The following is an 18,645-nucleotide window of genomic DNA, read 5'->3' on the forward strand; positions in this document are numbered from 1 at the left end:
GTTTTGAGAGCTTAGTTTTACTGAAAATTTCCTGAACCAGGTAAAAACATGATTAAATACAGTTACTACTTACTTCTGGTACCGATTTCTCTGTTTGCCCAGCACCCCCAGGTCAGCCGTTCGGTGGCCGATACCGTTCAACTGGCGGAGGTAACGGTGCGGGGATATGAAACCAACCGGCCGCTGCTCGAAACCGCTGCTTCGGTGAATGTGCTGTCTGCGAAGGATCTGACCCAGCGGTTTGGTACGCCGACGCTCGTTCCCGCGTTCAACACCCTGCCGGGTGTGCGGATGGACGAACGTTCGCCCGGGAGCTACCGGCTTTCGATTCGGGGGAGCCTGATCCGTTCGCCGTTTGGGGTTCGGAATGTCAAAATATACTGGAACGAATTGCCACTCACCGACGCGGGCGGAACTACCTACCTGAACGCGCTGGATGTGCGGTCGATCGGCCGGGTGGAAGTCATCAAAGGGCCTTCGGGCAGTTTGTACGGCGCCGGAACCGGCGGTACGGTTTTACTGACCGGCCTGACCAATACAGGCGGTGAATTGGCAAACCGGGCCGAAGTGGGTGCGCTGGCGGGCTCATACGGGTTGGCGGGACAGAATTATTCGTTTCAAACCGGGAAAAATAATTCGGCCATTTCGGTGAATTACGGCCATTTGCAATCGGACGGTTATCGCCAGAACAGCCGGATGTACCGCGATAATCTGTCGGTCAATGGAACGTTTTCCGTCAATGAAAAGCAAACCGTCTCGGTAATGGGTCTTTATACCGATCTGATGTATCAAACCCCCGGCGGTTTGAACCGGGCGCAGTTTTTGGCAAACCCCCGGAACGCGCGTCCGTCGACTCCGGCCATTGCGGGCAGCGTGGATCAGCACGCAGGTATTTACCAGAAAACCGGTTATTTGGGTTTTTCACACCAGTACCGTTGGAACAGCCGGATTCAGAACACTACTGTCATTTTTGGTTCTACGACCGACTTTTATAACCCCTTCATTACCAACTACGAAAAGCGGGCCGATCAGGGACTGGGTGCGCGGACGGTTACGCGCTGGCAGATGATTGAAGAAGGCGTTCCGACGCAACTCGTTTTCGGGGGCGAATACCAGCAGAATTTCACCGTCGATCGCAACTACGGAAACCGCCGGGGCCAGCCCGACACCCTTCAGGCCGACGACGAACTTCGGGCGTCTCAGTCGGTCATTTTTGCCCAACTGGAAGCCACACTGCCGCTGGGAATTATTGCCACCGCCGGTCTGAGCCGAAACGAAGTTGCCTATCGTTTTACCCGGTTTTCAGTGCTTCCCATTGTACCTCAACTCCGGGCTTTTCAACCGGTTTGGTTGCCCCGGGTGGCTTTGTTAAAGAAACTGGGTGAATTTGTTTCGGTGTTTACGAGCGTCAGCACCGGTTATTCGGCACCCACGATTCAGGAAGTTAGGCCGTCGGAGGGTACTTTCAATTCGACGCTGGAACCGGAAAAAGGAACCAATCTGGAAGTGGGGTTACGCGGTCAATTGAGCCGGTTTCAGTTCGACGTAGCGGCTTACCAGTTCCGGTTGCGCCAAACCATTGTGCGTCGGTCGGTGGCCAGCGGAGCCGAATATTTTATCAATGCCGGAGCCACCAACCAGAAAGGCCTGGAAGTTCAGTTGGCGTATAATCTGGTGGTGCCTAAACCGGGCGGTTTCTGGCAATCCGTTCGGGTCTGGAACAGCACGACGGCTACGAATTACAGGTTTAAGAACTACCAGCAAGGTGCCGTCGATGTGTCGGGAAACCGCGTAACGGGCGTTCCTCCGCTGGTGGTAGCTACCGGTCTGGATGCGGAAACCCGGCTGGGTCTATACGCCCACGTGGCGCATCAGTTCATCGATAAATTTCCGCTCGATGATGCCAATACCGTCAAATCCGACATCGCCCGGATGCTGAATGCGACCATTGGATTCCGGAAATCGCTCGGCAAACACTGGGCTCTGGATGCGTACGTTAGTGGTGATAACCTGCTGGACCAGACCTACAGCCTGGGCTACGACCTCAACGCCCTCGGCGGACGCTACTACAATGCCGCTCCGCGCCGGAACGTCACGGGAGGAGTGAAGCTGGCAGTGCGGTGGTAAAACCGGGTGCGTTTTCTTTTAGGAATCGTGTTACTTTTTGCCGAAAAATCGTCTCAAGTAGGTACTCGTATTCCTAAAATTAAACGAAAAATGAGTTTACCCGTTCAAGAATTAAGAGGCATCACCAGCTCGGTGGCGGATGCCCTGAAAGCGCAAGGCTTGACCAATAGTGATGCTTTGCTGGAAGCCGCCAAAACCGCTTCGGCACGTAAACAACTGGCAGCTACCGTTGGCGTTGAAACAAGCGTTATTCTGGATCTCGCCAACCGCGCGGATCTGAACCGGATTTCGGGCATAGGCGGTGTTTACAGCGATTTGCTGGAAGAAGCCGGCGTCGATACTGTGAAAGAATTGTCTCATCGCAACCCGGAAAATCTGGCGGCCAAAATCAATGAAATCAATCAGGTGCGTCAACTGACGCAACGCCCCCCGACGCTGGAGCAAATCACCGATTTTATCAACCAGGCGAAAGCATTACCCGCCGGATTGGAGTATTAGTTTGAATTAATAATGAAAAATGAACAATTAATAATATATGATTTGGGTAGCCCCACTTCTCATTATTAATTGTTCATTTTTCATTATTAATTGATTTACAATCTGATCGTTTCGTCTTTTTCGTCGAAAAACAGGTAGTTCAGGTAATCGGAGTACGGTTTGATTAACTGACATCCTTTCACCACTTCGTCGGCAAAATCCGGTTTGAGAACGTCCTTATCGGAATACCGGTGAATGAAAAATAATTCTTTGCGCCGGAGCAAATCGATTTCCGGGTGATCAGCGGAGTAGCCTTTGGGTGAGGTCTTCATCGTTTCTCCGGAAATTTCCGGAAAGTAGGCTTTGAACTCCGGCGCTTCAATAATGTCCTTTAGCTCATCCACATTGTAGTCAATCTCCTGCCGGAATTTGGCCAGTTGCGCCGGAGTCGGCTGCCACATACCCGCCCCCAGAAACGTTTCGCCGTTGGGCTGGAGGTGGAAATAAAAATCGATCCGGCCCGAATGCCGCCCACCCGGCCCCACGGCGGCTGCCAGATTTTTCTTGTAAGGAGCCTTGTCTTTCGAAAACCGGATGTCGCGGTTGATCCGGAAAATACAATCTTTAACGGCGGTATTGGGTAAGGGCTGAAACATTTCAATTCCCTTCAGCAACCGGGCGACAAATCCCTCAAACTCAGACTTAGCCGCATCGTAGCGGTTTCGGTTGGCATGAAACCACTCGCGGTTGTTGTTTTGGACCAGATCGCGCAGAAAGTCAAGTGTTTGAACCGTAAGCTGAGAATTCGGTGCGTTTTTCGTCTTCATACAGTTCCAAAGCTAACCAGAAATACCGAAGTTTGCGAAACCAATTGCGATTGAGTGAATGAGTCATTGAGTGAATCACTTCGCTGATGGCAAAGAACTGGAGGAACAATTCACTCACCGCGCTGGAGGCCCCGTCGCTCATTCGCAAGTCACACATTAAAAAATATGTCTCGCATACTCACCGGTATTCAAAGCAGCGGGCGGCCGCATTTGGGTAATATTCTGGGGGCCATCAAACCCGCCATTGCCCTTTCGGAGCAACCCGGCAACGAATCCTTTTTTTTCATTGCCGACCTGCACTCGTTAACTTCTATCAAAGACGGCGCGCTGCGTCGGGAATACATTCGCGCCGTAGCCTCCGCCTGGCTGGCTTTCGGACTTGACACGGCCAAAAATACGTTCTGGCGGCAATCGCACGTGCCCGAGCATACCGAGCTGGCCTGGTACCTGAACTGCTTTACGCCTTACCCAATGCTGGCAAACGCGCATTCTTTCAAGGACAAAGCCGATCGGCTGGCAGACGTCAATGCCGGGGTGTTTATGTATCCCTGCCTGATGGCGGCCGATATTTTGCTGTACGATGCCGATATTGTTCCGGTGGGTAAGGACCAGAAACAGCACGTCGAAATGACGCGTGACATGGCCAGTGCCGTTAATCACCGGGTGGGCGAGGAGATTTTCGTGCTGCCTGAATCCCGAATCGACGAGCGAATCATGACCATTCCGGGCATCGATGGGCAAAAAATGAGCAAATCGTACAACAATTACATCGACATTTTCCTGCCTGCCAATGAGTTGTACAAAATGATCAAAAAGATCATTTCGGACTCGACACCTTTGGAAGAACCGAAAAATCCGGATACCGATATCACGTTCAAACTCTATGCCTTGCTGGCCGATGACGCTCAGCTCGAAACCATGCGCCAGAACTACCTGAAGGGCGGTTACGGGTACGGCCATGCCAAAAAGGAATTGTACGAGTTGATCATCAGCCAGTTTGCCAAACCACGCGAGCTGTTTAACTATTACATGGAAAACGAAGCCGCGCTGGAAAACGAACTCCGGATCGGCGAAGAAAAAGCCCGCGCCATTGCCTCCCAAACCATCAAACGCGTTCGGGAAAAATTGGGCTATAACTAATTGTGATTGAGTGATTGGGCGATTGAGTGAATTACGCCACTTGTTGACAATGATCTTGCGTGGATATTTATTCAATCACTCAACCGCTCATATACTCAATGAAAATTGGAAAAACTCAACCAACTCGATACCGACCTGTTTCTCTGGCTGAATGGCTTGTACGCTTCGTGGCTTGACCCGGTGATGGTGTGGGTGACGATGCGGAATTCGTGGATTCCGTTCTATGTCGTGTTGATTGGCTGGCTCATTTTTCAGTACCAGAAACAGGCGCTGGGCTTAATTTTAACGCTGGTTGTTGCCGTGGCCCTGAGTGATCAGATGGCGTCTTCGGTGATGAAGCCGCTAACACTCCGGCTGCGACCCTGTCACGAACCGGCCTTGCAAAAACTCATTCACCCGGTTTTGGAGTGCGGAGGAACCTACGGTTTTGCTTCGTCGCACGCGGCCAATGCCTTTGCGCTGGCGATGGCACTATGGCTGCTGGTCGGAAAGCGGTTTGGCTGGGTAAAATGGACGTTTCTCTGGGCGTTTTTGGTTTCGTACAGCCGGATTTACGTTGGGGCCCATTACCCGCTGGATGTGTTGGCGGGAGCAGGCATTGGCGTGATGATGGCGACGATCAGTGCGGTTTTGTATCAAAAAGTAACAGAGCGGTTTTTTACTGTTACGAAATAAGCATTCCTGATTCGCAGAAGGTAATTTTGTACGGCAATAATCCTATTGTCAATTCGGTACAATAAAACTTTGACATACTCACCTCATTCATCAAACAATATTCGTATTTTTGCGGAAATTTTCGGCACTGAATGGCATCCCTCAATACGGTAAAGATTTTTTCAGGTAGTCAATCAAATTACCTGGCAGAGAAAATTGCCCACCAATACGGCAAGGATTTGGGCGGTTATACCCTGCGTAAATTTAGCGACGGCGAACTGTCCCCGAGTTACGAAGAGTCGATTCGGGGGTGTGACGTTTTTCTGATTCACTCCACGAATCCGCCCGCCGACAACCTGATGGAATTGCTGCTGATGGTGGACGCGGCCCGTCGGGCATCTGCCCACTACGTAACGGTCGTGATTCCGTATTTCGGGTACGCCCGGCAGGATCGGAAAGACAAACCACGGGTGGCGATTGCTGCTAAACTGGTCGCCAACATGCTGGCTGCTGCGGGCGCGGATCGTCTGATGACCATTGACCTTCATGCCGGTCAGATTCAGGGGTTCTTTGATTTCCCGGTCGACCACCTGGAAGGAACATCGGTTTTTGTGCCGTATATCCGGAGCCTAAATCTGGATAACCTGCTGATCGCGTCGCCGGATGTGGGAGGAGCCGCCCGCGCCCGGACGTTTGCGAAGCATTTCAACGCCGACATCGTCCTGTGCGATAAACACCGGAAACGCGCCAACGAAATTGCCTCAATGCAGGTAATCGGGGATGTCGAGGGGGCTAACGTCGTACTGGTCGATGACCTGATCGATACCGGCGGTACATTGTGCAAAGCTGCCGAAATTATCCTGGAGAAAGGCGCTAAATCGGTCCGGGCGATTTGTACGCACGCGGTTATGTCGGGCAAAGCGCACGACAATATTGCCAACTCAGTGCTGGAAGAGCTGGTGGTTTCCGACACGCTGCCGATGCGCCAGCAAAGTTCCAAAGTAAGAGTGCTGACTGTCGCGGATTTATTCGCCAAAGCCATCGGCCGCATTCGTGATCACGAATCTATTAGTTCATTGTTTATAAATTCTTAAAGAGAGCAAAGAGGATAGACAAGAGAGTAAAGACAACTTGTTGTTACTGTTTAAGTCTAAAATCTCACTTCTCTTTTCTTACATCTAATCAAAAATCAAAATGAAAAAACACGAGATTGTAGGGTATAACAGAGCGAATCTCGGTAAGACAGAGTCAAAAGCTCTTCGTGCCGAAGGTTATGTGCCCGGAGTGCTGTACGGTGGTAAATCACAAGTTCATTTTTACGCACCGGCGATTCTGTTTCGTCAACTGCTGTCGTCTCCCGAAGCGTACGAAGTAACGCTGAACATCGAGGGCGATGAGTACGTTGCCATTTTGCAGGACACGCAATTCCACCCGGTAAATGACCAGTTGATCCACGCGGATTTTCTGGAAATCGTCGAAGGAAAAGATATCAAAGTTGAAGTGCCCATCCGGTTTGTTGGAACCGCTCCCGGTGTACAAAAAGGGGGTAAACTGATTCAGAAGCTCCGGAAACTGAAACTGCAGGGAGCCGCTGACCGGATTCCTGATTACGTGGATGTGAACGTGAAAGACCTGGATCTGGGCAAAACCATTAAAGTGGGTGCCGTGCAACTAGAAGGCGTTGAAATTCTGGATGGTCCGCTGCTGCCGATCGCCAGCATCGAAATCCCGCGCGCCATGCGTGGAAAAACCGCTTAAGACCGGTTTCAAAACTAATAGATTTAAAAGCAGAAAACCCGCTCAAGTTGAGCGGGTTTTCTGCTTTTAAATGAGAAGAAAGAGGTGAGAAGCGAGACAAGAGACTAAAACCTCTCTACTATCTTGTCTCATCTCTCTTGTCTACACTCACTTTTTCGTCACGCGAATCGAGATCCGGCGGTTTTGGGCGCGGCCCTCTTCGGTGTCGTTTGAAGCAACCGGGTGTTCCTGGCCGTAACCTTCAGATTCCAGGCGGCTTTTGTCGGTGCCCAACGTTACCAGTTCATTTTTGACAGAAGAAGCACGTTCTTCGGACAATTTCTGGTTCGCAGCCGCATTGCCGGTATTGTCGGTGTAACCACCTAATTTGATGTTGACATCCGGATGAGCTTTCAGAATTTCGGCGATGTTTTTCAACTGCTCCTGCGACTCCGGTTTGAGCGTAGCGCTACCGGTTTCGAACGTCAGGCGGTCGAAGTCAAACCAGGTTTCTTTGTCGACCGGTTTTGACGCATCCTGAATGAACCCCAGCAGTTTGTTTTCTACGCCCAGTTCCGGGAGATTCAAATCAACGCCGTTGGTCAGTTTGACCGGTTTGAAAGCGCCCAGGTTTGGCGTACTAACTGCGTCATTATCAGCCGCCGTCGATTTTTCCAGTTCAACCACTTCAATGCCACCTTCGGCGGTAACGCCTTCCTGATCATAACCGGCGGATTCAGACGACTGAATCGCGATGTACGGCGCAATAACCAGCGAAACGATGGACATCAATTTGATCAGAATGTTCATCGATGGACCGGAAGTATCTTTAAACGGATCACCGACGGTATCACCCGTTACCGAAGCCTTGTGCGGTTCTGATTTTTTGTAGTAGATCTGACCGTTGATGTCGACGCCTTTTTCAAATGATTTTTTGGCGTTGTCCCAGGCACCACCGGCGTTGCTTTGGAAAATTCCCATCAATACCCCGGAAACTGTAACCCCGGCCAGGAAACCGCCCAGCACTTCGGGCCCAAACAAAAAGCCGACGATGACCGGTGAAACCAGCGCAATCGCACCCGGCAGGATCATTTCCCGAATCGAAGCCTGGGTTGAAATCGCCACACATTTTTCGTATTCCGGTTTTCCGGTTCCTTCCAGAATGCCCGGAATTTCGCGGAACTGACGACGAACTTCTTCCACCATTTTCATGGCCGCCCGACCTACGGCTGCAATTGCCAGCGATGAGAAAATGAACGGAATCATCCCACCAACGAATAAACCGGATAACACATCAGCTTTGTAAATATCGATACCGGTGATTCCCGAAACACCCACAAAAGCCGCCAACAGGGCCAGTGAAGTCAGGGCAGCGGAAGCAATGGCGAAACCTTTTCCGGTGGCAGCGGTGGTGTTTCCAACCGCATCCAGAATGTCCGTACGACCCCGAACTTCTTCGGGCAGTTCGCTCATCTCGGCAATCCCACCGGCGTTATCAGCAATCGGACCGAAGGCATCAATGGCCAGCTGCATGGCGGTGGTGGCCATCATCCCGGCGGCTGAAATTGCCACGCCATACAGACCGGCAAATTTATACGAGATGAAAATACCGGCCGCCAGCGTGAGAATCGGTAAAACCGTTGATTCCATCCCGACCGACAAACCGCCGATGATGTTGGTGGCGTGTCCCGTCGACGACTGACGCACGATAGTCATAACCGGCCGACGACCCATTGCCGTATAATATTCGGTGATGATCGACATCAGGGCACCCACAATCAAACCGGTAAAAATAGCATAGAACACATCCAGACGCGTGAACTCAACACCCCGTATTTCCAGCGTTCCTTCCGGTAAAACCGCATTTACGAGGAAGTAAGAGGCAATCACCGTCAAAATAATCGACGCCCAGTTGCCGGTATTCAAAGCCCCCTGAACGTTGCCGTTATCGTCTTTTACCCGGACAAAATAGGTAGAAATAATTGAGAAGATCAGACCCAGTCCGGCGATCAGCATCGGCAGTACGATCGGCGCGTGACCCAGAATATTACTTACGTCCGGAATGCGGATTTCGCGGCCCAATACCATCGTTGCCAGAATCGTTGCCACGTACGAACCGAACAAATCGGCGCCCATACCGGCTACGTCACCCACGTTGTCGCCCACGTTATCGGCAATGGTGGCCGGGTTGCGTGGATCATCTTCCGGAATGCCGGCTTCCACTTTTCCCACGAGGTCGGCACCTACGTCGGCGGCTTTGGTGTAAATACCGCCCCCAACGCGCGCAAACAAGGCAATGGATTCGGCACCCAATGAAAAACCGGCCAGCACTTCCAGGGTTTTTTCCATCGGAAGGCCGTTGACGTCACCGGTTGATCCGACGTAAATGGAATGGAAAAGAATAAAAAGCAAACTTAAACCGATAACTGCCAGACTGGCTACACCAATGCCCATGACCGATCCACCGGTGAAGGAAACATTAAGGGCGCGGGTGAGGCTCGTCCGGCCTGCCTGGGCGGTGCGGACGTTGGCTTTCGTGGCGATTTTCATGCCAATGTATCCGGCAAGAGCCGAGGTGAAGGCCCCAATGGCAAACGCAATACCGATCGGCCAATCGGAGTTTTCAACCAGCGTTCCGGCAAAACTGAGCAGGATCGCAACCACAATACCAAAGACAATCAGAATTTTCCACTCGGCTTTCAGAAAGGCAATGGCACCGTCGGCAATGTACGACGCGATTTCCTGCATCCGGTCGTTGCCTGCGTCCTGACGCGAAACCCACATAAATTTGGTGTACATCACCACCAGGCCAATGAGACCCAGAATGGGAACAAGGTAAATACTCGAATTCATGCTGAAGGATTAAAAGGTTTAATTTTTGCAAAGTGGCAAATATAATCGGAATGATAGCAATTGAAAATCACTAAACCGGTTTTGATAGATTTTTTATAGAAAAACTGTGGCTATTTTTATGGCCTGAAAAAAAATCTGGCGTATTTCAAAATGCGTTTCACAGCATAGTAATTCGTTGAGTTAGCCTGATTATTTTTGTTATTCATGTGAACGTTTCCGATCGATGACCAACCGACTTTTTCTGCGCAATCTGTTTCATACCACGCTTGCAATCACCGCGTTATTTCAACTTTCGTTCGGGCAAAGCAAACCGGCCGCCAGCGGGGCGATTTTGCAGGGACTTAAAAAACTGAATGTCGTCGGTACGGTTTTGTATGTGGCCGCCCACCCCGATGATGAAAATACGCAGCTACTAACTTACCTGGCGAACGAACGGCTGCTGCGCACCGGTTATCTGGCCCTGACGCGGGGCGATGGCGGTCAGAACCTCATTGGCTCGGAACAGGGCGAATACATCGGCGTCATTCGGACGCAGGAATTGCTGGCGGCCCGCCGAATCGACGGACCGGATCAGTTTTTCAGTCGCGCCAACGACTTCGGTTTTTCCAAATCGACCGACGAAGCGGTTCGGATGTGGGGGCAGGAGCAAATTCTGGGGGATGTCGTCTGGATGATCCGAAAATACCGCCCGGACGTGATCATTACCCGGTTTCCACCCGACAGCCGCGCCGGTCACGGTCACCACAGTGCCTCGGCGTATCTGGCGGAGGAAGCGTTTAAAATTGCCAACGATCCGACCAAATACCCCGAACAATTGAAATGGGTAAAACCCTGGCAGCCAAAGCGAATTTTCTGGAACGTGTTTATTCCGGGCGCTTTTATGAGCAATAAAAAACCGGACGAACCGGGTGTAATTTCGGTGGAAACCGGTTTGTATAACCCGCTGCTCGGAAAATCATACGGTGAAATTGCCGCCGAAAGCCGGAGCCAGCACAAGAGTCAGGGGTTTGGCGTTCCGGCCAGTCGCGGGGTGAAAATCGATTACTTGCTGTTGAAAGGCGGAGAGCCTGCCCCGAAAGATCCGTTCGACGGTGTTGACCTGAGCTGGAAACGGGTGCCGGGGAGCGCCAAGGTGCAACAGCTGATCAATCAAGCCATTACCAATTTCAAATCCGATAAGCCCTCGGCCTCCGTACCGGTTTTGGTGCAAACCTATAAAGCGCTGGCGCAACTCGATACAGCCAATCTTTACGTGAAAGCCAAACGGCAGGAGGTTGAAAAACTGATCCAGCAATGCATCGGATTGTGGTATGAAACCAATCCGGCGGATTTCGCAGCCTCGCCCGGCGAGCAAATCCGCGTGGCAAGCAGTATCGTCAACCGTTCGGATTATCCGGTTAAACTGCTGGGGATTCAAATGCCAGCGGTTAAGAAAGATACGGCTATGAACCTGGCGCTCAAGCCGAACGACGTGGTGGCTTTCAATTCGGCGGTAACGATTCCGGCCAATCAGCCCATTTCGCAACCGTACTGGCTGGAAAAACCGGTCAATAAAGGGTTGTTTCAGGTGAGCAATCAAGCCTTGATTGGTTCTCCCGAAAACCCGCCCGCTTTTACCACGGCTTATAGCTTTGAAATTGACGGTCAGCGGTTTGTCTTCACGCAGCCCTGGAGTTATAAATCCACCGATCCGGTTGACGGCGAAATCTACCGCCCATTTATCATTCAACCGGCCGTGATGGCCAATCTGGCCGAAAAAGTGTATGTCTTTGCGGACGATACGCCGAAAAACGTTGATGTGGTTCTCAGAGCGGGCAGGACTTCGGTTTCCGGAACCTTAAAACTTGAAGTTCCCTCGGGCTGGCGGGTCGAGCCGGAGCAGATTCCGTTTAACCTGAAGGAAAAATCGCAGGAGGTGCGGGTTTCGTTCCGGATTTACCCCTCGACGACCTACGGAGAAGGCAGGTTGCGTGCCGTTGTCAGTACAACATCCCCGGAGAAAACCGGTTACGCGAGCAGCCTGCGGGTTGTGGCCTACAAGCACATTCCGACCCAGACCTTATTTCCGGCCGCTGAAGCCAAGCTGGTGAAACTGGATATTAAAGTAAAGAGCAAAAATATCGGTTACATTGCGGGCGCGGGCGACGAAGTTCCGGCGGCACTGCAGCAAATCGGTTGTGTGGTAACACCCTTGACCGCCCGCGACATGAACTCGAATCTGTCGGTGTACGACGCCATTGTCGTGGGTGTTCGGGCGTATAATACCGAAGACTGGCTGCGAAATGCCCAACCCAAATTGCTGGATTACGTCGAAAAAGGCGGAACCATGATTGTTCAGTACGTGACGCCCGGTGGGTCTTTTATTCAAAATGGGTTGAAAACCAGTCAATTGGGGCCATATCCGTTTGTGGTTGGCCGGGAGCGCGTAACAGAAGAAGACGCGACCATGACGTTTATCAACCCGCAGCATCCCTTGTTAAATACACCCAACAAAATCACGGAGCAGGATTTTAACGGCTGGGTTCAGGAGCGCGGAATCTATTTTGCCCAGGAGTGGGACAAAGCCTATGAACCTATTTTCTCGGCCCATGATGTTAACGAAGCTTCGAAAGACGGTAGCTTAATATACTGTAAATACGGAAAAGGTCACTATATGTATACTGGCTTGGTTTTCTTCCGCGAACTTCCGGCGGGCGTACCGGGCGCATACCGACTGTTTGCCAATATGATTTCTGTCGGTAAGTAACGTACCAACGGACTGGAAGTCCGTGTTTTGGTTTAAAAATTGAAGATTGAAAAACACGGATTCCCAGTCCGTGGGTACGAAATGTGGCAAATCTGGATTGATACCGGCGGAACCTTTACAGATGGAATGGCAACCGATCCCGCAGGAAATATCCAGCGGACCAAAGTACTTAGTAATAGTAGTCTTCGCGGTATATTATCGTCTGACAATGGGCTTAAACTCAAAGCTCAATGGCTGATTGAACCGATTTTTAACGGATATCAGCTTCGAATTCTTGAAACCGGTGAAACGGCTACGGTTTTAAATCTGGAAAGTTCGGGCAAGTTGTTGCTTGATAAGGAGATAAAGCTTGAAAGTGAAGTAACGGTCGAGCTGTTTACGGGTGAAGAAGCGCCGGTTTTAGCTACCCGATTGCTGACATTAACACCGTTAGATAAGTCATTTCCCGCATTGGAATTGCGTCTGGGAACGACAAAAGGAACAAACGCGCTGCTGGAGCGAAAAGGTGGGCGGGTGGCGCTGATTGTGACCCGCGGTTTTAAAGATCTGCTCAGGATTGGCACCCAGCAGCGCCCTCATTTATTTCAGTTGAATATTCCTTCCGCCGAAATAGTCTACGATACAGTTTGGGAATTTGACGAGCGGATGGGAGCCGACGGCCTTCCGGTAAAACCCGTTTCCGATCCGATCATTAGCCAGCTTCTGGAGCAGGTTTGTTTGACCAAACCGGAGGCTGTTGCCGTCTCGCTGCTGAATTCGTATCGAAATCCGGCCCATGAAAAACAGATTGGTGATGTGTTCCGCAAAGCCGGTTTTCCGGTGACGGTTTCCAGTGAAATTTCATCGGCCATTCAGTATTTGCCCCGCACACAAACCGCACTGGTCGATGCCTACCTTACACCGGTTTTGCGGACGTATCTGGACAATCTGACTTATCAATTGGGCGGCAATCCCGTCCGGGTGATGACCAGCGGGGGCGGATTGGTAAAAGCGGAGCTGTTTCAACCGAAGGACAGTTTGCTGAGCGGCCCGGCGGGTGGCGTCATCGGAGCGGGATACGTGGCTACCGTTCTGGGAGTAAAGCGCACACTGACCCTCGATATGGGCGGCACCAGCACGGACGTCGCCCGGTATGATCAACAGGTTGATTATCAATTCAAAACCCGGGTAGGCGCGTTCGAGCTGCAATCACCGTCACTGGCGGTAGAAACCGTGGCGGCTGGTGGTGGTTCGGTGTGCTGGTTCGACGGCCAGCAGCTTCGGGTTGGCCCCCAGAGCGCGGGTGCTTCACCCGGTCCGGCCTGCTACGGCGCCGGTGGGCCGCTGACCATCACCGATGTGAACCTGTTGCTGGAGCGCTTGCATCCGGCTTTGTTTGGTATTCCGGTCAGTCTGGACAAAGCAAAGGCGGCTTTGCAACAGGTTCGTCAACAGGTTGAAAGTCAGTCATTTCAGGAAATTGAAGACGAAAAATTGTTGCTCGGTTTTGCTCGGATTGCCAACGAAACAATGGCCGGAGCAATCCGGAAAATCTCCGTTGCGCGCGGTTTTGATCCGAAAGAATACGCGCTGCTGGTTTTTGGCGGTGCCGGTGGACTTCACGGTTGCGCAGTGGCGAAACTGCTGGGTATTCAAACCCTTATTCTCCCGTTTGATGGCGGTTTGCTGAGTGCGTATGGCATCGGACAGGCCAGCATCGAACGGATTGCAGCACAACAGATTCTACAACCCTTAGCCGAAATCGAAGCCGATTTGGATGCTCTGATCGGTGAACTGATCGCAAAAGCAATGACCGCTTTACGGCGGGATATTGGCGGAACAGCCGCGATAACTGTTCAGAACGTTCTGTTATTCATGCGGTTGCAGGGCCAGGAAAGCACCATTGACATTCCTTACACGGTAAATCAGGTCGAAACGCTCTTCCGGGAAAAATATCGACAACTTTACGGCCATTTTCCGGCAAACCGCACTATTGAGGTAGAAAGTATTCGCGTAATTGTCAACAACCAGGTAGCAACTATATCTTCCGTTAATGCAGCAAAAACCGGAAAAATAGCTAAACCAGTTTTTTTTACCGGACAAACTCCGGCTTACGAATGGGATACCTTGTCCGAAGGTGATTCGATGGTAGGCCCGGCTTTATTGCTGAACAAAACGTCTTCCTGCTTTCTGGAAACGGGTTGGCAACTGGCAATCGATAGGGATCGAAATGCGATTGCCCGGTTTTCCGGTGAAACACAAACCGCCGAAGAACCTTTGCTGGAAGCCGCTCAAACGGAGCTATTTGCCCGGCGCTTTGTGGCTATTGCGGAAGAAATGGGCGCGCAGTTACAGCGAACGGCTTTTTCCGTGAACGTCAAGGAACGATTGGATTTTTCCTGCGCTTTGCTCGACGAAAAGGCCGAATTGCTGGTGAATGCTCCGCATATTCCAGTGCATTTGGGTAGTCTGGGAATTTGTACAAGGCTGGTTCTGAGCAAAATAGCGATTGGTCCGGGCGATGTGGTAATCACGAATCATCCCAAATATGGTGGGTCGCATTTGCCCGATGTGACCCTGATTTCCGGGGTTTTTACCAACTCGGGCGAGCTCATTGGATACGTAGTCAACCGCGCGCACCACGCCGAAATTGGCGGCAAAGTACCGGGTTCGATGCCTCCAGATGCCACGCGGCTCATTGAAGAAGGCGTGGTGCTGGAACCGCAATACCTGGTCAAAAATGGTGAATATTTGTGGGAGGAAGTGCAGAAGCGATTTGTAGAAACCGCTTTCCCAACCCGCGCGCTGGCCGAAAACCGGGCCGATGTTGAAGCGGCTCTGGCATCGCTTCGATCGGGCGAAACCGCCTTGCAGGAGCTGGTTCACCAGCACGGTTTGCCAATGGTTCGGAAATACATGCGACGGTTGCAGCAAGCTGCCACAGACTCCTTAAAACCGGTTTTACGTGGATCGGAGGGAAAAACATTTTGGGCTCGGGAATCGCTGGACGACGGTCATCAAATTTGCGTGAAGATTTCTGTTGAAAATCAGAGAATTACTTTCGATTTTGCGGAAACGTCGGCCGTCCATCCTCACAATCTGAATGCGAACCTGTCGATTCTGAATAGTGCGGTTTTGTACGTTTTACGGCTTTGGTGTAATCAGGATATTCCACTGAATGAAGGACTGATGGCCCCGGTTTCGCTCATTTTGCCGGAATGTTTTCTGAACCCGGTTTTCTCGGATGACCCAACCGAATGCCCGGCCGTGGTGGGCGGAAACACGGAAGTCAGCCAGCGGCTGGTCGATACCTTGTTGAAAGCATTAGGCTTAGCAGCTGGTAGTCAGGGAACTATGAATAATTTTTTGTTTGGTAGGTCCGGAGAGGCCGACAGGGCATTTGGCTATTACGAAACCATCGGTGGTGGAGCGGGCGCCGGACCCAGTTTTGCCGGTCGATCGGCGGTGCACCAGCATATGACCAATACCAAACTCACTGATCCTGAGGAGTTGGAGCGCCGTTATCCGGTTCGTCTCCACCGGTTTTCAATTCGGACGGGCTCGGGCGGGGCCGGAGAATGGCCGGGTGGCGACGGCATTTTACGGGAAATCGAATTTCTGGAACCTGTTCAGGCCACGTTGTTGAGTCAGCACCGAAACGAAGCACCGTATGGGTTGGAAGGCGGAGACGCCGGACAAACCGGGAAGCAAACGCTGCTGGCCGTCGATGGATCGGAAACCGCCTTGCCCGGAATTTTTACCCGGGCCATGCTGGCCGGGGAACGAATCCGAATCGAAACGCCTGGCGGGGGAGGTTTTGGAAAACCGTAGCGAAAAATTAATGTTGACAGGACCGCGGAATTAACAGATTAAAACTGATTTTTATCCGGTCAAATCCGTTGCATCCTTCCAATCTGTGTTCCTATCATATAAACTCTTTATCCGTGCCCAAATCGCTTTCCATTCGTTCCGGACTTGGCAGTATTTTGTTCTGGTCAGTTATTTCGGCGGCTTTCATCGGTCCCGGTTCCGTTACGGCCTGCGCCATGGCGGGCGCGGAATTTGGTCTGCAATTGCTTTGGGTGCTGACCTTCGCAACACTCGGAACGGTCTGGCTTCAGGAAGCAGCGTCCCGCATCACCATCGCAACCGGCCGGGATTTAGGGCAAACCATCGCCCTGGCGAATCAGAAACGCGGCAAAACAATCCCTTATCTGCTGTTTTTCGCGGTGACATTTGGTTGCGCGGCATACCAGGCTGGTAACATCCTGGGAGCAGTTTCCGGTTTGGCTTTGCTAACGGGCTGGTCGGCGCGCTGGCTGACAATCGGCGTGGGAGCGGTTTGCATCATTTTGCTGGCACTTGGGTCAACGCAATGGATTGCTAACTTTTTGGGAATCATTGTGTTTGCGATGGGTGGTGCGTTCGTTTACGTTGCTTTTGGCGCATCTCCCCCGGCCATCGACGTTGCCAAAGCGCTGGTTGTTCCTTCGTATCCGGCGGGGTCGCTGCTGCTCATTAACAGCCTGATTGGTACCACGATTGTCCCGTATAACCTGTTTTTCGGTTCGGGCATCACGCCGGGTCAAACGCTCTCCGAGATGCGATTGGGTGTCTGGATAGCGGTTTTGCTGGGCGGACTCATCTCAGTTGTGTTACTGATTGCAGGTTTGCTCATTACCGGCGGTTTTTCGTACCCCAACATGGCGGCAGTGCTCAGTGAACGGGTTGGAGCCTGGGGCGGTTCGCTTTTTGCGTTTGGTTTGTTTGCGGCTGGGTTTGCTTCGTCGCTGACGGCTCCGCTGGCGGCTTCCATTACCGGAAAAAGTTTGCTGGGCTGGTCAGAGCGTTCGTGGAAATACCGCCTGGTCTGGATTGGCGTCCTGGCCGTTGGACTGGCGTTTGGTCTGTCCGATTATAACCCGGTGAAAATCATCGTGATTGTTCAGGCCATCAACGGTATTTTACTGCCGGTCGTTACTATATTTCTGTTTTTGGCGGTTAACGATCGAAAACTGATTCCGGACGGTTTTCGGAATTCTCTGTCGCAAAACCTGGCGTTGTTACTGGTGGTCGGGGTGTCGCTGGTTTTTGGCGGCTGGAACGTGTGGCTGGCTGCTCAAAATTTGTTTAAATAACGTTTATAACGTTCCGGGTTCGTTCCTCACAAAACCGGTTGATTTTGGTTAAATAGAAGAGTATCTTCGAATAATCAAACAAATGATGGTATGAAATCTGGAAATTCTTTACTGATTTTGTGGGTTTGTGCGGTGTCGCTGGTCGGTTTAAACGGTTGTGCGACAAAGGTTTACCAGCTCAGACCAATCTCCGGTGATGTGGCTCAGATCGACGGTCGGCCCACGACGAAAGCTGAAGAAAAGGGGATCGCCGTCGTGGCTTCGTTCGAACGACTGGATTTGCAATACGTGGCGCTTGACATTGAAGTGAAAAATAAAACCGACCACCCGTTTGACGTCGATCCGGCCGATTTTCAATATACGGCACTGGACAAGGATCAGCATGCGGTTTTTATCGCCAATAGTTATCCCCAGAAACCGCTGATGTTTTCGGCTGCCGACCCCATTCAGGAAGCGGATCAAACGGTTTACAATCAGGAGCGTGAAGTGAAACGAATCAAGCGGGCAAAGGTCATCAATACGGTTTTGCTGGTGGCAGCCGTCGCCAGTGATGTGGCTTCGTCGTCGTCGCGCAGCAATCAGCGGCCCGAACGTTGGGTTCAAAACCGCATTACGCACAATAATATTTACACAGCCATTCAGGCCAAACGGATTATCGACCACGGTTTGTTCGCCGACCGGATGCAACGGTATGATTATGAGGCTTATCGCTGGAAAGAATTGGCAATGAAACCGACCACACTCCAACCCGGCCAGTCGGTTCGGGGGCTGGTTTACCTGCCCATGAGTCGGGATGCCAGACACATGCTGATCAATTACCCCGTTTCTGAATATGAGTCCATTATGATCACGTTCCAGCAGGACTGGGTGAATGAGAAAAGGAATAAAAAATAATGGAAATCCCTGGATTTGCTCCAAAAAACTGGAGGGATTGAATCGTTGCATGAGGAGTTGATTCGGATTGAAT

General features: G+C 51.6%; 12 protein-coding genes. 10 read left to right on the forward strand and 2 right to left on the reverse strand.

The annotated features are described in order from the left end of the window. Nucleotides 1–48 precede the first annotated feature (48 nt). Both GJJ30_RS14860 and GJJ30_RS14865 read left to right on the forward strand, forming a co-directional pair. Nucleotides 49–2,127 carry a TonB-dependent receptor gene (locus tag GJJ30_RS14860; protein ID WP_154175960.1) on the forward strand — a complete coding sequence of 693 codons (2,079 nt, stop codon included), beginning with the start codon at nt 49–51 and terminating at the stop codon, nt 2,125–2,127. 90 nt (nt 2,128–2,217) lie between these two features. Beyond that, the gene (locus tag GJJ30_RS14865; RefSeq protein WP_154175961.1) at nt 2,218–2,625 is read left to right on the forward strand and encodes a DUF4332 domain-containing protein; all 408 of its coding nucleotides are present in this window, start codon (nt 2,218–2,220) and stop codon (nt 2,623–2,625) included. 95 nt (nt 2,626–2,720) lie between these two features. Here the strand turns inward: GJJ30_RS14865 and GJJ30_RS14870 are convergent, their stop codons facing one another. Beyond that, nucleotides 2,721–3,431 (reverse strand): DUF2461 domain-containing protein, encoded by a 711-nt coding sequence (locus GJJ30_RS14870; RefSeq protein WP_154175962.1) that lies wholly within the window; start codon nt 3,429–3,431, stop codon nt 2,721–2,723. A gap of 165 nt (nt 3,432–3,596) precedes the next feature. Here GJJ30_RS14870 and trpS point away from each other — a divergent pair, with 165 nt between their 5' ends. The 4 genes from trpS (at nt 3,597) to GJJ30_RS14890 (ending at nt 6,983) form a co-directional block, all read left to right on the forward strand. Continuing rightward, on the forward strand, nt 3,597–4,571 hold the full coding sequence (gene trpS, locus GJJ30_RS14875) for a tryptophan--tRNA ligase (protein WP_154175963.1): 975 nt from the start codon (nt 3,597–3,599) through the stop codon (nt 4,569–4,571). A 105-nt stretch (nt 4,572–4,676) separates the two neighbouring features. Beyond that, nucleotides 4,677–5,246 (forward strand): phosphatase PAP2 family protein, encoded by a 570-nt coding sequence (locus tag GJJ30_RS14880; protein ID WP_229313145.1) that lies wholly within the window; start codon nt 4,677–4,679, stop codon nt 5,244–5,246. Nucleotides 5,247–5,377: 131 nt separating this feature from the next. Continuing rightward, nucleotides 5,378–6,319: a ribose-phosphate pyrophosphokinase gene (locus tag GJJ30_RS14885; protein ID WP_154175964.1), complete on the forward strand. Its 942-nt coding sequence runs from the start codon at nt 5,378–5,380 to the stop codon at nt 6,317–6,319. 100 nt (nt 6,320–6,419) lie between these two features. Next, a complete protein-coding gene (locus GJJ30_RS14890) occupies nt 6,420–6,983 on the forward strand; it encodes a 50S ribosomal protein L25/general stress protein Ctc (protein ID WP_154175965.1) in 564 nt (187 codons plus the stop codon). 147 nt (nt 6,984–7,130) lie between these two features. Here the strand turns inward: GJJ30_RS14890 and GJJ30_RS14895 are convergent, their stop codons facing one another. Further along, a complete protein-coding gene (locus tag GJJ30_RS14895; RefSeq protein WP_154175966.1) occupies nt 7,131–9,815 on the reverse strand; it encodes a sodium-translocating pyrophosphatase in 2,685 nt (894 codons plus the stop codon). Nucleotides 9,816–10,038: 223 nt separating this feature from the next. Between GJJ30_RS14895 and GJJ30_RS14900 the strand changes: the two genes are divergently transcribed. From GJJ30_RS14900 to GJJ30_RS14915, 4 genes are all read left to right on the forward strand, one after another. After that, a complete protein-coding gene (locus GJJ30_RS14900; RefSeq protein WP_154175967.1) occupies nt 10,039–12,561 on the forward strand; it encodes a PIG-L family deacetylase in 2,523 nt (840 codons plus the stop codon). A gap of 81 nt (nt 12,562–12,642) precedes the next feature. Beyond that, nucleotides 12,643–16,371: a hydantoinase B/oxoprolinase family protein gene (locus GJJ30_RS14905; RefSeq protein ID WP_154175968.1), complete on the forward strand. Its 3,729-nt coding sequence runs from the start codon at nt 12,643–12,645 to the stop codon at nt 16,369–16,371. A gap of 113 nt (nt 16,372–16,484) precedes the next feature. Next, on the forward strand, nt 16,485–17,678 hold the full coding sequence (locus GJJ30_RS14910) for an NRAMP family divalent metal transporter (protein WP_310588303.1): 1,194 nt from the start codon (nt 16,485–16,487) through the stop codon (nt 17,676–17,678). Nucleotides 17,679–17,768: 90 nt separating this feature from the next. Then, nucleotides 17,769–18,572 carry a hypothetical protein gene (locus tag GJJ30_RS14915; RefSeq protein ID WP_154175970.1) on the forward strand — a complete coding sequence of 268 codons (804 nt, stop codon included), beginning with the start codon at nt 17,769–17,771 and terminating at the stop codon, nt 18,570–18,572. The last annotated feature ends 73 nt before the right edge of the window (nt 18,573–18,645 follow it).

Origin of the sequence: Larkinella terrae, assembly GCF_009668025.1 — a bacterium.
Classification (GTDB): domain Bacteria; phylum Bacteroidota; class Bacteroidia; order Cytophagales; family Spirosomataceae; genus Larkinella; species Larkinella terrae.

Bases quoted from the DNA above. Each gene is read 5' to 3' on its own strand.
- GJJ30_RS14885 (WP_154175964.1), top strand. From the start codon at position 5,378: ATGGCATCCCTCAATACGGTAAAGATTTTTTCAGGTAGTCAATCAAAT.
- GJJ30_RS14895 (WP_154175966.1), bottom strand. From the start codon at position 9,815: ATGAATTCGAGTATTTACCTTGTTCCCATTCTGGGTCTCATTGGCCTG.
- GJJ30_RS14870 (WP_154175962.1), bottom strand. From the start codon at position 3,431: ATGAAGACGAAAAACGCACCGAATTCTCAGCTTACGGTTCAAACACTT.
- GJJ30_RS14915 (WP_154175970.1), top strand. From the start codon at position 17,769: ATGAAATCTGGAAATTCTTTACTGATTTTGTGGGTTTGTGCGGTGTCG.
- GJJ30_RS14900 (WP_154175967.1), top strand. From the start codon at position 10,039: ATGACCAACCGACTTTTTCTGCGCAATCTGTTTCATACCACGCTTGCA.
- GJJ30_RS14905 (WP_154175968.1), top strand. From the start codon at position 12,643: ATGTGGCAAATCTGGATTGATACCGGCGGAACCTTTACAGATGGAATG.
- GJJ30_RS14860 (WP_154175960.1), top strand. From the start codon at position 49: ATGATTAAATACAGTTACTACTTACTTCTGGTACCGATTTCTCTGTTT.
- GJJ30_RS14865 (WP_154175961.1), top strand. From the start codon at position 2,218: ATGAGTTTACCCGTTCAAGAATTAAGAGGCATCACCAGCTCGGTGGCG.
- trpS (WP_154175963.1), top strand. From the start codon at position 3,597: ATGTCTCGCATACTCACCGGTATTCAAAGCAGCGGGCGGCCGCATTTG.
- GJJ30_RS14890 (WP_154175965.1), top strand. From the start codon at position 6,420: ATGAAAAAACACGAGATTGTAGGGTATAACAGAGCGAATCTCGGTAAG.